Source organism: Arthrobacter sp. TJ-217, from assembly GCF_058269255.1.
Window position 1 is genome coordinate 153,683 of sequence record NZ_JBZCNJ010000003.1, and the last position, 12,888, is coordinate 166,570.

A 12,888-nucleotide genomic window follows, 5' to 3' on the forward strand; every position below is an offset into this window, starting at 1 on the left:
AGACCAACAAGCGGCATTCACAGTGTGAGCGTGCCAACGAAAATCGAACAATGGCACAAATTACGAAGTAGGCTTTCCAAAGGTTCGAAAGAATCCCGAGCTCCCTGGCCGGCCCGCACGCGGGTCACGGCGTCCGTTTCAGGGAGCTGAACAGTTGATGAGGCAGGAAATTTGACCGGTAACGCGACGTTTCGACATGAGAACACGGCACTGCTTGCCGTCACGAGCGTGGAGGCCCCGGTAGTCGTCAGTTCCGCGGAGTTCGACGAACGCCTGGCGCCCAGCCTCAAACGGCTGCGCCTGTCCAAGAGGCTGCTTGAGCGCGTTGCCGGAGTGACGGAACGCCGCTGGTGGTCCCCCGGGACGGGATTCGATGATGCGGCGATCGAGGCAGGCGCCAAGGCGATGGCCGAGGCCGGCATCGAACCCGGAGAGGTGGGGCTGCTGATCAACACATCCGTCACCCGGCGGAACCTCGAACCCTCGGTGGCGGTGAAGATCCATCACTCGCTTGGCCTTCCCTCCTCAGCGATGAACTTCGATCTCGCCAACGCCTGCCTCGGCTTCGTCAACGGCATCACCCTCGCTGCGAACATGATCGATTCGGGGCAGATCAAGTACGCCCTGATCGTTGCCGGCGAGGATGCGCAGGGCACCCAGGAAGCGACCTTCGCGCGGCTGAACCGTCCCGATTCGACCCGCCAGGACTTCCTCAGCGAATTCGCCACGCTGACCCTCGGCTCGGGCGCTGCGGCCGCCGTCATCGGCCCTGCAGACCTGCATCCCGGTTCGCACCGGATCCTCGGCGGTGTGTCGCGGGCCGGAACCCAGCACCACGAGCTGTGCGTGGGCGGCGTCGACGGGATGTACACCGACACCAAGGGCCTTCTCGACGGCGGCCTTGAGCTGGTGGTGACCGCCTGGCACGAGGCGCAGGCCGACGGGTGGAAATGGGACGCCATGGACCGTTACGTGACCCACCAGGTATCCAACTCCTACACGAACGCCATCATCAAGGCGGTCAACCTCGTGCGCGACCGCGTGCCGATCACGTTCCCCCGGTGGGGAAACGTAGGGCCCGCCTCCCTGCCCATGACCCTCGCCCAGGAGGGGCAGTCGCTCAACGCCGGCGACCGCGTCCTGTGCCTCGGAGTTGGCTCGGGGCTCAACACCTCCATGATGGAGATTGCGTGGTAGCACTTCCCGGCCTTGACCCGTCGTGGTCACGGTACATCGACGTGCCTTCCTCAAGCCCGGCCGATGCCTCCGGCAGCTCCTTCACCTGGCACTACCTGGACAACACGGCGCTCCTCGAGGCATCCGGTGCTACTCCCCGGGGAACGATCCTCTGCGTCCACGGAAACCCCACCTGGTCCTACCTGTGGAGGTCGCTGCTGGCCCCCGGGGCGGCAGCCGGCTGGCGCGTAGTCGCCGTCGACCAGTTGAACATGGGCTTCTCCGCCCGCACCGGCGTGTTCCGCAGGCTTGCCGACAGGGTGGGCGACCTTGAGGATTTCACCACGGCGCTCGGGCTGTCGGGGCCGCTCGTCACCGCCGGCCACGATTGGGGCGGAGTGGTCAGTCTCGGATATGCCCACCGCAACCGCGAGCGCCTGCGCGGAGTAATCCTGACCAACACCGCCGTGCACCAGAGTGATGCCCGGCCCATTCCCGCTCCGCTGAGGCTCGCACTGCTGCCCGGGGTGCACCGGACCGGAACCCGTTCAACCTCCGCCTTCCTCGATGTGACGCTCGCCCTCGCCCGGCCGAAGCTGGACCCGGAAGTGAGGGCGGCCTTCCGGGCGCCCTACCGAAGGTCGGCCGACCGCACGGGCATAGCGGATTTCGTGTCCGATATTCCCCGCAACGAGGCCCACCCCAGCTATCCCGCCCTTGCGGAAATCGCCGAGGGCATCCGGAGCCTCGAGGTTCCCTCGCTGCTGCTGTGGGGCCCCCACGATCCCATCTTCTCCGATACCTACCTCGAGGACCTCGCACAGCGGCTTTCGGATGCCGACGTGCACCGGTTCGAGGACGCCGGCCATCTCGTCCACGAGGACGCCGACGTCGCAGGAACACTGTTCTCCTGGCTTCACACGCGGCTCGGCACCACAGCCGGTGCCACGGCGGAAGCCCCTTCCCCGGATGGTGATGGCGCAGCACGACGAGCTACGGGCGGCACCGGGTTCACCCCGCTGGAGCACAGGCTCCTCCAGGCAGCAGCAGGGGCAGCAGGGGCGACCCCTGCCGTCGCAGAGATGGGCGCCGACGGAGCCGTCCGCCGCACCCTCACCTGGTCGGAGCTGGCGGGCGAAGTTGAAACCGTGGCCGCCGGCCTCCGGGGACTCGGCGTGGGCGCCGGCAGCCGCGTCAGCCTCATGGTTCCCCCCGGCGTCGACCTCACCGTTGTCCTCTACGCGTGCCTGCGCATCGGCGCCGTCGTCGTCGTCGCTGATGCAGGGCTTGGCACACGGGGCCTTTCGCGCGCGGTCAAGGGAAGCTCCCCCGATCTCCTGATCGGCATCGACCGGGCCCTCACCGCGGCCCGCGTCCTGGGCTGGCCCGGCCGCCGGGTCAGCATCGAAAAGCTCGATGCGCCCCGTCGCGGGGCGCTCGGGGTTGAAACCTCGCTGCAGGAACTGCGTCAGGTGCCGCGGCCGGCCGACACTGTAGGCTCCGGCCCGTCTGCACCGGGCCCCGATGACGACGCAGCGATCCTCTTCACCTCCGGCTCGACCGGCCCGGCGAAGGGCGTTGTCTACACGCACCGGCAGCTCTCGGCGATGCGCGACACCGTTGCCGAGACGTTCGGGCTTGCCCCCGGCGGCGCGCTCGTCGCAGGATTCGCGCCCTTCGCCCTGCTCGGGCCCGCCCTAGGCCTGGTATCGGTGACCCCCGATATGGACGTGACGGCGCCGCGCACGCTGACGGCATCCGCCCTGGCCGACGCCGCTGCGGCCGTCGGAGCTACCGCCGTCTTTGCCTCCCCGGCAGCGCTGCGGAACGTCCTTGCAACCGCGGCGGACCTGAACCCCTCGGGCGCTGAAGCCCTGCGGAATGTTGAACTGCTGCTTTCGGCCGGTGCTCCCATCCCTGCCCCGCTGCTGGAATCCGTCAAGGAACTGCTTCCGGCCGCCTCCCTCCACACCCCCTACGGCATGACGGAGGCGCTGCCGGTCACCGACGTCGACCTCCTCCAGATCCGCGCGGCCGAAGCCGACGCCGCCTCGGGCATGCCCGGAGCGGGAAACGGTGTGTGCGTTGGAACGGCCGTCCACGGCGCCAGGGTGGCGGTCAGCCCCCTTTCCGCAGACGGCTCGGCGGATGGCGAACCATCGACCGAGCCCGGGGTCACCGGCGAAATCCTTGTTGACGCTCCGCACGTGAAGGACCGCTACTACCGCCTGTGGCGGACGGAGCACGAGTCCTCGCGGACTGCGCCGTGGCACCGCACCGGGGACGTCGGGCACTTCGACGCCGCCGGACGGCTGTGGGTCGAGGGACGCCTCGGGCACATCATCACCACTCCTGACGGCGTGCTCACGCCCGTCGGTATCGAACACGCGGTCGAGGCCGTTGACGACGTCCGGCTCGCGGCAGCGGTCGGTGTGGGCCCCGAGGGCACCCAGGCCGTCGTCGCCGTCGTCGAACTGGCCGAACCGGCGCGGCGCCGGGACAAACCAGCCCTCGCCCCGTCGGCCCTCGCCGCCAAGGTGCGTGCGGCCGCCCTTGCGGCGGGCACGCAGGTCGCGGCCGTGCTGACGGTGCCGTCGCTGCCCGTGGACATCCGCCACAACTCCAAGCTCGACCGCTCACGGCTGGCCCGCTGGGCCGCCAAAACGCTCGCCGGCGGCCGCGTCACCCGCCCATGAGGGTTCTCGTGACCGGCGCGAGCGGCCTCCTTGGCGGCGCCGTCGCCGTGCTGCTGCGGGCACAGGGGCACACGGTGCGCAGCTTCCAGCGCCGCCCCGCGGGACTTGAGGGCATTGAGGACCTGCTCGGCTCGGTAACCGACCCGGCGGCGGCGGAGCGGGCCGTGCGCGGAACGGATGCGGTGATCCACCTCGCCGCCAAGGTCTCCTTCGCCGGGAAGCCATCCGAGTTCGAGGAGATCAACGTCCAGGGCACCCGCATTGTCCTTGAAGCGGCCCGGCGGGCCGGCGTACGGGACTTCGTGTTCGTCTCCTCACCCTCGGTCGCGCACACCGGAACCTCCCTCATGGGCATCGGTACAACCCCTGCGACGCCGGAGCGGGTGCGGGGCGATTACGCCCGTACCAAAGCGCGGGCGGAGCTCCTCGCGCTCCAAGGCTCGGGGCCGGACCTCCGGGTTGCCGCGGTGCGCCCTCACGTCGTATGGGGTCCCGGCGACACGCAGCTCGTGGAACGGGTGCTCGAACGCGCCCGCGCCCACCGGCTCCCCCGGCTCGACGCCGGGATGGCGATGATCGACACAACCTATGTCGACAACGCCGCCGCCGCGATCGTTGCCGCACTGCACCGCATCGAGCACGTCGAGGGCGAAGCCGTCGTCGTCACGAACGGCGAACCGAGGCCGATCGGGGAGCTGATCGCCGGAATCTGCACCGCCGGTGGAGTGAGCCCTCCCCGCTGGCACGTGCCCGGCTCCCTGGCGCGTACCGCCGGGTCGGCCGTGGAGCGGCTGTGGCAGGGAGCCGGCTGGACCTCCGAGCCGCCGATGACCCGCTTCCTCGCCGAGCAGCTCTCGACCGCCCACTGGTTCGACCAGCGGCGGACCCGGAAGCTGCTGGACTGGACGCCGGCCGTATCCATCGATCAGGGCCTTGAAAGGCTCGCCGGCTACTACAGCCGGTCCAGATAAGACACAAAGAAGGCCGGCGCCCAGGGGCACCGGCCTTCTTGCTTCATTCCGTGCGCTTAGCGGGTGTAGTACCCGTCAACCTGCATGGCGCTCACGTCGTGGACGAGGGTGCCCTGCGAGGGGTTGAGGGCGCTGATCATCTTGCCGCCGCCGAGGTAGATGCCAACGTGGCCTCCACCGTTCTGGCTGACCAGGTCACCGGGCTGCGGGTTGCTGGTCGGCTTCAGGGCAGCGAACTGGGCCCAGGTGGTGCGGGGCAGGTCGATGCCGTGCTGGGCGTAGACCCACTGGACAAAGCTGGAGCAGTCCCAGGTACCGAACCCGGTGCCGCCGTACACGTAGCCTGCGCCGACGCCCTGCATGGCCGTGGCGACGATGCCGCTCTTGGCTGCAACGCCGATGGGCTGGATGTTCGCGCTCTGGCTGCTGATGCCCATCTGGCCGGCAGTGGTGACTGCGGCGGTCTGGATCGGCGCAGCCTGCTGTGCCGGAGCTGCAGGCTGGGCCGGAGCGGCCGGAGCCGGTGCCGCTGCGACACCTTCACCGGAGATCACAACGGACTGTCCCGGGTAGATAACCGATGACCAGCTGAGGCCGTTCGCTGCGAAGATCGCATCGAGGCTGACGCCGTAGTTGGCCGCAATGAGGCCGAGGGTGTCACCGGCGCGGACAGTGTGGGTCACTGAGCCGCCGTTGGCAGGAGCCGGTGCGGGGGCGGGAGCCGGAGCTGCCTGCTGGACGGGTGCCGGTGCGGCCTGGGCCGACAGGTTGACCTCGCCTGCGGCGCTTGCCGGAAGCGCGGCGCCAAGCATGATGCCCGATGCAGCGACGACAACGGCTGCGGGGCGACCCGCGACACTGGCGCCAGCGGATACTGCACGTGATGCTGTCTTAAGGGGATTCGAGCGGACCGGGGTTGCACGGTGGCGCGCGATTGAACGATTCTTCGACATGATGTTGCCTCTCCCGATGCCTGCGGAGTTAGCTGTCGGGTTCGGATGGGACACCCGGACACACGAAGTTGGACATCTCCCCAGCAGATGTCCGTCATGCGTCTTAACCCCAAGGACCTTTCAAGAAAGGTCCGCTATCGGTTCCCCCGCCCCTGTCGGAAATGTTAAGCGAACGGTCCTTCAGTCACCGACAGGGTTAGGCAGTCTGACGAAGGGCGCCGATGCCGAGTGGCCCGGCGCAGACTCAAGGCTACCTGCGAGATATCGGATTGTCACATTTGGATCACAGCCCGGTAAACGTTGACTAACGACGCGGCCTCTGCGGGGCTTTTTGACAACGCGGGCAGGTGTAGGAAGAGCGATTCATGAAGGCATCGCGCCGGATCAGGGAGGCCACCCCCTCCGCCGCGCAGCGCCTGCAGGGCTGCCCGCCCCGTCCGTAGGCGTTGAGTGAGCGGACGAAGTAACCCGACTCCCCGTTGACGTTGACGTAGAGGGAATCGAAGCTTGTGCCCCCGGCATCGAGGGCCCGCAGGAGCACATCCCGCACCGCCTCCACGAGCCGAAGCGTGTCTGGCCTGCGCATTGTCTCGGTGGGGCGCGCGAAGTGGAGGCGGGCTGCCCACAGGGCTTCGTCGGCGTAGATGTTCCCGATTCCCGAGATGAGCCCCTGGTCGAGCAGCGCCCGCTTGAGGCCCACCCGCCGCTTCCGAAGCCGCTCGTGGAAGGCGTCGAATGAAAAGGCTGGATCGAGCGGATCGCGGGCGATGTGAGAAGCCTCACGGGGAATCAGGGCGAGATTAATCTCACTCGTTCCGCCAATGTGTCCGTCCTGGGTGGGCTCGAGGTCGGTGAGGAACATCCCACCGAAGATCCGTTGATCCACAAAGCGCAGTTCCGAGGGCAGCGGCGCACCCAGACCGTCGACGGCGGACGAAAGCTCGAGCCGGACCTTCAGGTGTTTTTCGGACGGTACCCACGGTTCCTGCATCAGGATCTGGCCGCTCATCCCGAGGTGCGCCATGAGCGCCACGTCGGGTGTCTTGTCCTCGGGTGCGTCGGCGGGGAGCAGCGGCATCCACAGGAACTTCCCCCGGCGGACGACGTCGACAATGCGTGCGCCGGTCAGATTCCCGGCGAAGTCCTCGGGCCCCAATGGGTGGCGGCGCAGGGAACGGGGGTCGAGGACCTCCACACGCTCCACGGAGCGACCAAGGGCCCAGCGGGCCAGACCCCGCCGGACGACTTCAACTTCCGGGAGTTCGGGCAAACTGTGCCTAGCGCCCTTCGACCGGTGCGGTGTCGCCGAGGATCTTCCAGGAAGCGGCGGCTGCTGCCTGCTCTGCTTCCTTCTTTGAGTGGCCTGTTCCGGTTCCGTAGGGGGTGCCCCCGATGACGAGCAGCGCCTCGAAGGAGCGCGCGTGGTCGGGCCCGGTGCCCGTGACCTGGTAGTCGATCAGCCCCAGGCGCCGTGCCGCGGCGGTCTCCTGGATGCGGGTCTTCCAGTCGGTGCCTTCCCCGAGCGCATCGGAGTCCTTGAGCAGCGGTCCGATCAGGCGCATCACCAGGGCCTGTGCCGTCTCTATGCCGTGGCTAAGGTAGGCGGCGCCGATGACGGCCTCCATGGTGTCGGCAAGGATCGAGGATTTGTCGCGTCCGTTGGTCAGCTTCTCCCCCTGACCGAGCAGGATGTGCTGGCCAAGGTTCAAGCCGCGCGCGACGCCGGCAAGGGCGCGGGTACTCACCACGGCGGAGCGGCGCTTGGCCAGATCGCCCTCGGAGAGTTCCGGGTTGTCCCGGTAGAGGGCATCGGTCACCGACAGCCCGAGCACCGAATCCCCAAGGAATTCGAGACGCTCGTTGGTGGGGATTCCTCCCTGCTCATAGGCATAGGAGCGGTGCGTGAGTGCAAGACGAAGCGTCTCGGCGTCGATTTCGACGCCGAGACGCTTCGCGAGTTCTTCGATGGGAGGCACGTCTACCTGCGCTTCCGCAGCGACTCGATAAAGCCCTGATGCGGGCCGGTCGCAGCGACCATGTTAGACGTCGGCTACCTTGCGGCCCTTGTACTCAAGGAACAGCGGGGTGCCGGCGGAGTCGGTTACTACCTTTGCCTGGTGGGCAAGGCTGTAGGTGACGCGGCCGTTCTCAACGGTCTTCACCAGTTTGGGGGCAGTTGCCTTCCACTGGGACCGGCGTGCGCGTGTATTGGCGCGGGACATTTTCCGCTTGGGAACAGCCACGACTAACTCTCTTCTCTCTCGTCTGACTCTGTACGTGGTGCCGCATCATTCTCAGCGACAGTGCCGGCCAGCCCTGCAAGGGCGGACCAGCGAGGATCCAAAATTTCGTGATGATGGTCCGGGTCGTCATTAAGGCGCGCTCCGCATTCGGAACACAGGCCCTTGCAGTCCTCCCGGCACACCGGCTGGAACGGCAGCGATGTAACAACTGCGTCCCTCAGCACTGGTTCAAGATCGATCGCATCGCTCTCAACCCGGTGCAGCTCTTCTTCATCTTCAGCGTCGAGCGACTCGGAGTCGCCGTAGTAGAAGAGTTCCTGAATCTCCACATCACTTGTGTATCGGATGGGAGTCAGGCAGCGGCCGCATTCGCCCGTTACCTCGACGTCCGCGGTGCCCGATACCAGAATTCCCTCATGAACCGCTTCAAGCCGCAGGTCCAGTTCCATTGTGGAACCTTCCTGCACGCCGATCAGCGCCACGCCGAAATCCTTGGGTGCGGGTACATGTTCTTCGATTGTCCGCATGCTTCCCGGGCTGCGCCCGAGGTCTTTGACACTAAAGATCAAAGGCGAACTGAGATCGCTTTTAATGGTGACTCCTGTAGAACATATGACCGACATATCATCCTAGCCTGACATGCTCCCTCAGCCCAAAACGCGTACTCTCCGGCCCAGCCCCACCCATCCCGCACCGGCCGGCGGTCGACCGGCTCGAATAGCCATGGGCGGCTTCGGAGGCACGGGCGCCACTTCTTGCCCGTCACCGCCTCCTCCCGAGGATACGGCACGGCCCCGAAATAGATGCCCCACCGCCTTACCTCGCCTGATCTGAGGGAGTAATGTCCTTTCCATGCCGCATATACGGATACGCGACGCAGCGAACTACCTCGGCGTGAGCGATGACACCGTCCGCCGCTGGGTCGAGGACGGAACCCTCCAGGCCCGCCGGTCCGGGTCGGGAATCCTGGAGGTCGACGGTGTGGAGCTTGCCGCGCTAGCGCGGAAACGGGCCGTGGTGCTCGGCGACCCCTCCCAGGGGGGAAGCTCCGCGCGCAACCGGTTCGTCGGCCTGGTCACGAAGGTGACCGCAGACACCGTCATGGCCCAGGTCGAACTGCAGTGCGGGCCGCACCGCGTTGTGTCCCTGATGAGCTCCGAAGCAGTCCGGGAACTGGGCATTGAACCGGGGAGCGTCGCAGTGGCCGTCGTGAAGGCAACCGCAGTCATCGTCGAAACTCCGCTGGGGCAGCGGCGGCCGTGACAGCCCGCAGACTGCGCCGCGGCGTCCTTGCCGCCGGACTCGTGGCGGCCCTGGCGTCCGGGGGCTGCGCCGCCGGCCCGGAGCCATCAGGAAATGGTGAGCGGAGCCCGGTGAACGTCTTCGCCGCGGCATCGCTGCGCGCAGTGTTCGAGCAGGTGGCGGCCAACTACGAAGAGAACAATCCCCGGGCTGACGTGGTCCTCAATTTCGCCGGTTCGTCCGATCTCGCAACCCAAATCACGGCCGGGGCACCGGCCGACGTCTTTGCTGCGGCCGATACGGCGGTCATGCAGCGCCTCGTTGACGAAGGGCTGATCGACGGGCCGCCCTCCAACTTCGCCGGCAACACCCTGACCATCGCTGTTCCGCCCGGAAACCCGAAGAGAATCACCAGTTTCGCGGACCTCGCGCGTCCCGCGGTGAAGGTGGTGGCATGCGCCCCCCAGGTGCCGTGCGGCACCGCTGCTCAAAAGGTGCAGCAGCAGCAGGGAGTGCCGCTCTCGCCCGTCAGCGAGGAGTCCTCGGTCACTGATGTCCTCGGCAAGGTCGTCTCCGGTGAGGCAGACGCCGGCCTGGTCTATGTGACCGATGTGGCCACGGCCGGAACGAAGGTCGAGGAGGTGAAGCTGGCCGACTCCGCAGCGGGGAGGACCACCTACCCGATTGCGGCGGTGCGCGGCGGAAACACCGAAGACGCGCGCCGCTTCATTGCCGCCGTCCTGAGCCCGTCAGGTGACCGGCTGCTTCGCGAGGCGGGCTTCCGGCCGCCGGAGGAATCCGGATGAGGGCTCGCGGCTTCAGCCGCAGCTACCGGGACGGCAGCGCTCCTCCCCCGGCCCGCACCCGGGCCCCGGGCGTCCCAGGATGGGTCTTCGCCGTAGCCGGACTCGGCGCACTGTTCATCCTCCTTCCCCTCGCCGCGATGCTGCTGCAGGTCGACTGGAGCCGGTTCATCCCCCTGGTGACCTCGGAATCCTCTCGGGCCGCCCTGGTGCTCAGCGCAAAGACTTCGGCTGCGGCGACCGTCCTCTGCGTGGTCGTTGGAACCCCCATGGCCCTGGTGCTCGCGCGGAGCACGTTTCCGGGCCAGAAGATCCTCCGGTCGCTGGTCCTGCTCCCGCTTGTGCTGCCCCCGGTGGTGGGCGGCATCGCCCTCCTTTACGTCTTCGGGCGCCAGGGGCTGCTGGGCGGGACGTTCGGGGCACTCGGGATCGACATCGCCTTCTCAACCACCGCCGTTATCCTTGCCCAGACCTTTGTCGCACTGCCTTTTCTGGTGCTCAGCCTCGAGGGGGCGCTGCGCAGCGCAGGCGGCCGGTATGAGGCAGTGGCCGCGACGCTGGGAGCCTCGCCCTCAACGATCCTGCGCAGGGTGAGCCTGCCCCTCGTCCTGCCCGGCCTGCTCTCGGGCGCGGTCCTCTCCTTCGCCCGTGCGCTTGGCGAATTCGGCGCGACCCTGACATTCGCAGGCAGCCTGCAGGGGGTCACCCGCACCCTCCCTCTCGAAATCTACCTGCAGCGCGAAACCGATCCTGACGCGGCCGTTGCGCTGTCGCTCGTGCTTGTCGTCGTTGCGGGAATCGTCGTGTCACTGGTCCACCGGTCCGCTGCGGCAGGCCGGCAGTGAGTTTTACCTTCTCCGCCTCTGTTGCCGCACGGAGCTTCGACGTACGGTTCTCAATTGAGGACGGTGAGACCCTTGCCCTCCTGGGTGCCAACGGTGCGGGCAAGTCCACGCTCCTTGCCGTCGCAGCGGGACTCCTGCGCCCCGACGCCGGCCGGGCGGAACTGAACGGGCTTACCCTCTTTGACGGCCACTTCTTCCGGGCGCCGCACAAACGTGGGATCTGCCTGCTGTCCCAGGACGCACTGCTTTTCCCTCACATGAGCGTGCTCGACAATGTTGCGTTCGGCCCGCGGAGCGCCGGGGCATCGAGGGGGGCGGCACGGGAGCGGGCCCTGCACTGGCTGGGCGAAGCCGAAGCGCTCGACCTCGCAGAGGGACGGCCGGCGGAACTGTCTGGCGGCCAGGCCCAGCGCGTCGCCGTAGCACGGGCCCTTGCCGCCGAACCCGAACTGCTGCTTCTCGATGAGCCGTTCGCCTCGGTGGATGCCGCCGTCACCCCCGCCCTGCGGAGGATGCTCCGCCGGGTCCTCACGGGACGCAAGGCAATCATCGCAACGCACAATGTCCTCGACGCGCTGATGCTCGCCGACACCCTGGCCGTGCTGGAGAAGGGCCGGGTCGCCGAGGCAGGCGATGTCCGGGCGGTGCTCGAGCGTCCGCGCAGCGCATTCGCGGCGGGGCTTGCAGGCCTGAACTTCGTTTCGGGCCAGAGCACAGGTCCGGGACTTCGAGGCCAGGACGGCGTCGCGATCGAAGCGGGTGCGGAGCCCCTCCTGCGGCCAGGGTCACCGGCAGCCGCGGTGTTCAGCCCGCGGTCCGTTTCGGTTTTCCTTGCGCCACCGGCGGGCAGCCCGCGCAATGTCCTCCCGGTCACCGTGACCGACCTCGAACCCCGGGGCAGCTTCGTCATCGTGCATGCCGGGCACCTGAGCGCGGAGGTGAGCGCGGCGGCGGCAGCCGAACTGGACCTCGGGCCGGGCTCGCCTGCCTGGTTCGTTGTGAAGGCGGCCGCAGTCAGCCTTTACCCGCTCTAGCCCCCGCTGCCCGGACGGACCCGCGCGGCCGCGCATACTCAGCGCGTTGGGTGCCCTTGGTGCGGGGGACCGGGGAGCAGGTCAGACCGCCGACTTCTCCCCGGCGCCGGATTCCTCGCCTTCGCGGCGGTCGAGTTCCTCGGTGAGTTCTTCGTGGCGGGCGTCGGTTTCCGGGTCCGGCTCGCCCTCTTCGACATATTCCTTGTCGAGCTGGCGGTGCACCTTGCTGTTGAGGACCTCGACTTCTTCGTCCTGGAGCGTTTCCAGTTCCTCAGGGAAATCCTCATCAGGCGAAATCCGGGTCCGATCTCCCACAGCGTGAACTCTCTTTCTTGTGAAAAAAGCAGGCAAACGTGAAGACCCGATCATACGCACTAAAGGAGCCGGCGACATTCAGTACCCTTAGCACCGGCGGTGCTAGGCGGACTCCTGTTGACGCAGGCGCCGGAGCACCGCTTTGGGGACGAAAGGAGAGATGTCACCGCCGAGCGCTGCAACTTCCTTGAGCAGCGTGGAGGACAGATGGATGTAGCTGCTCTCGGCGGGAAGGAAAACGGTTTCGACGCCGGCAAGCTGGCGGTTCATCGTCGCCATGGGGAGCTCGTAGTCGAGGTCGTGGCTCGACCGCAGGCCTTTGACAATGACGTTTGCGCCATGGCTGCGGCAGAACTCGGCGAGCAGCCCGTTGCCCAATGGGAGCACAGAAACGCCCCGCAGGTAGGTGAGGGTTTCCCTGGCGATTTCAAGCCGTTCCTCGAGGTCGAAGCGGTACTTCTTTGAGTAGTTCGTTGAAACGGCAACGATGACCTCGTCGAAAAGGCTTGCGGCCCGGGCAATCACCTCCACATGCCCGTTGTGGATTGGGTCGAAGGATCCGGGGCAGACGGCACGGCGCATTCCTCTAAACTACCCACCTGTGAGGGTT

The 12,888-nt window shown here is 67.3% G+C and carries 13 protein-coding genes, 1 pseudogene and 1 riboswitch; of the genes and pseudogenes, 7 read left to right on the forward strand and 7 right to left on the reverse strand.

Translation table 11 applies throughout. From position 1 onward, the window contains the following. Nucleotides 1-171 precede the first annotated feature (171 nt). From AC4D2R_RS06565 to AC4D2R_RS06575, 3 genes are read left to right on the forward strand one after another with little or no spacing between them, the layout of a single operon-like run. On the forward strand, nucleotides 172-1,197 hold the full coding sequence (locus AC4D2R_RS06565; protein WP_490938641.1) for a 3-oxoacyl-ACP synthase III: 1,026 nt from the start codon (nucleotides 172-174) through the stop codon (nucleotides 1,195-1,197). Next, nucleotides 1,191-3,872 carry an alpha/beta fold hydrolase gene (locus AC4D2R_RS06570; RefSeq protein WP_490938643.1) on the forward strand — a complete coding sequence of 894 codons (2,682 nt, stop codon included), beginning with the start codon at nucleotides 1,191-1,193 and terminating at the stop codon, nucleotides 3,870-3,872. The genes AC4D2R_RS06565 and AC4D2R_RS06570 overlap by 7 nt, the downstream gene beginning before the upstream one ends. Further along, nucleotides 3,869-4,843 carry an NAD-dependent epimerase/dehydratase family protein gene (locus tag AC4D2R_RS06575; RefSeq protein ID WP_490938645.1) on the forward strand — a complete coding sequence of 325 codons (975 nt, stop codon included), beginning with the start codon at nucleotides 3,869-3,871 and terminating at the stop codon, nucleotides 4,841-4,843. The genes AC4D2R_RS06570 and AC4D2R_RS06575 overlap by 4 nt, the downstream gene beginning before the upstream one ends. Nucleotides 4,844-4,899: 56 nt before the next feature. Here the strand turns inward: AC4D2R_RS06575 and AC4D2R_RS06580 are convergent, their stop codons facing one another. The 5 genes from AC4D2R_RS06580 to AC4D2R_RS06600 form a co-directional block, all read right to left on the reverse strand. Beyond that, complete coding sequence (locus AC4D2R_RS06580; RefSeq protein WP_490938647.1) at nucleotides 4,900-5,796, reverse strand: C40 family peptidase; 897 nt, start codon at nucleotides 5,794-5,796, stop codon at nucleotides 4,900-4,902. A gap of 3 nt (nucleotides 5,797-5,799) precedes the next feature. Further along, nucleotides 5,800-5,977, reverse strand: a riboswitch (cyclic di-AMP (ydaO/yuaA leader). 123 nt (nucleotides 5,978-6,100) lie between these two features. Next, nucleotides 6,101-7,066, reverse strand: coding sequence for a bifunctional DNA-formamidopyrimidine glycosylase/DNA-(apurinic or apyrimidinic site) lyase (gene mutM, locus AC4D2R_RS06585; protein WP_490938649.1), 966 nt, complete (start codon nucleotides 7,064-7,066; stop codon nucleotides 6,101-6,103). A 7-nt stretch (nucleotides 7,067-7,073) separates the two neighbouring features. Next, nucleotides 7,074-7,772 carry a ribonuclease III gene (gene rnc / locus AC4D2R_RS06590; RefSeq protein ID WP_490938651.1) on the reverse strand — a complete coding sequence of 233 codons (699 nt, stop codon included), beginning with the start codon at nucleotides 7,770-7,772 and terminating at the stop codon, nucleotides 7,074-7,076. Nucleotides 7,773-7,835: 63 nt separating this feature from the next. Beyond that, complete coding sequence (rpmF, locus tag AC4D2R_RS06595) at nucleotides 7,836-8,039, reverse strand: 50S ribosomal protein L32 (RefSeq protein ID WP_120165325.1); 204 nt, start codon at nucleotides 8,037-8,039, stop codon at nucleotides 7,836-7,838. Between the two features lie 2 nt (nucleotides 8,040-8,041). Beyond that, nucleotides 8,042-8,608: a YceD family protein gene (locus AC4D2R_RS06600; RefSeq protein ID WP_490900475.1), complete on the reverse strand. Its 567-nt coding sequence runs from the start codon at nucleotides 8,606-8,608 to the stop codon at nucleotides 8,042-8,044. 283 nt (nucleotides 8,609-8,891) lie between these two features. Here AC4D2R_RS06600 and AC4D2R_RS06605 point away from each other — a divergent pair, with 283 nt between their 5' ends. From AC4D2R_RS06605 to AC4D2R_RS06620, 4 genes are read left to right on the forward strand one after another with little or no spacing between them, the layout of a single operon-like run. After that, entirely contained in the window at nucleotides 8,892-9,302 is a 411-nt protein-coding gene (locus AC4D2R_RS06605) for a TOBE domain-containing protein (protein WP_490938653.1), read from the forward strand. Then, a complete protein-coding gene (gene modA / locus AC4D2R_RS06610) occupies nucleotides 9,299-10,087 on the forward strand; it encodes a molybdate ABC transporter substrate-binding protein (RefSeq protein WP_490938655.1) in 789 nt (262 codons plus the stop codon). Before AC4D2R_RS06605 ends, modA begins: the two co-directional genes overlap by 4 nt. After that, entirely contained in the window at nucleotides 10,084-10,929 is an 846-nt protein-coding gene (locus AC4D2R_RS06615; protein WP_490938657.1) for an ABC transporter permease, read from the forward strand. Before modA ends, AC4D2R_RS06615 begins: the two co-directional genes overlap by 4 nt. Further along, nucleotides 10,926-11,963 carry a sulfate/molybdate ABC transporter ATP-binding protein gene (locus AC4D2R_RS06620; RefSeq protein WP_490938659.1) on the forward strand — a complete coding sequence of 346 codons (1,038 nt, stop codon included), beginning with the start codon at nucleotides 10,926-10,928 and terminating at the stop codon, nucleotides 11,961-11,963. Before AC4D2R_RS06615 ends, AC4D2R_RS06620 begins: the two co-directional genes overlap by 4 nt. Before the next feature lie 81 nt (nucleotides 11,964-12,044). On the opposite strand, the gene AC4D2R_RS06625 is transcribed toward AC4D2R_RS06620, so the two are convergent. Both AC4D2R_RS06625 and coaD read right to left on the reverse strand, forming a co-directional pair. After that, a complete protein-coding gene (locus tag AC4D2R_RS06625) occupies nucleotides 12,045-12,278 on the reverse strand; it encodes a hypothetical protein (RefSeq protein WP_490938661.1) in 234 nt (77 codons plus the stop codon). A 59-nt stretch (nucleotides 12,279-12,337) separates the two neighbouring features. Next, a pseudogene (coaD, locus tag AC4D2R_RS06630) lies at nucleotides 12,338-12,860 on the reverse strand (pantetheine-phosphate adenylyltransferase). Nucleotides 12,861-12,888: the final 28 nt, after the last annotated feature.

Bases quoted from the DNA above. Each gene is read 5' to 3' on its own strand.
- AC4D2R_RS06575 (WP_490938645.1), top strand. From the start codon at position 3,869: ATGAGGGTTCTCGTGACCGGCGCGAGCGGCCTCCTTGGCGGCGCCGTC.
- AC4D2R_RS06580 (WP_490938647.1), bottom strand. From the start codon at position 5,796: ATGTCGAAGAATCGTTCAATCGCGCGCCACCGTGCAACCCCGGTCCGC.
- AC4D2R_RS06615 (WP_490938657.1), top strand. From the start codon at position 10,084: ATGAGGGCTCGCGGCTTCAGCCGCAGCTACCGGGACGGCAGCGCTCCT.
- AC4D2R_RS06605 (WP_490938653.1), top strand. From the start codon at position 8,892: ATGCCGCATATACGGATACGCGACGCAGCGAACTACCTCGGCGTGAGC.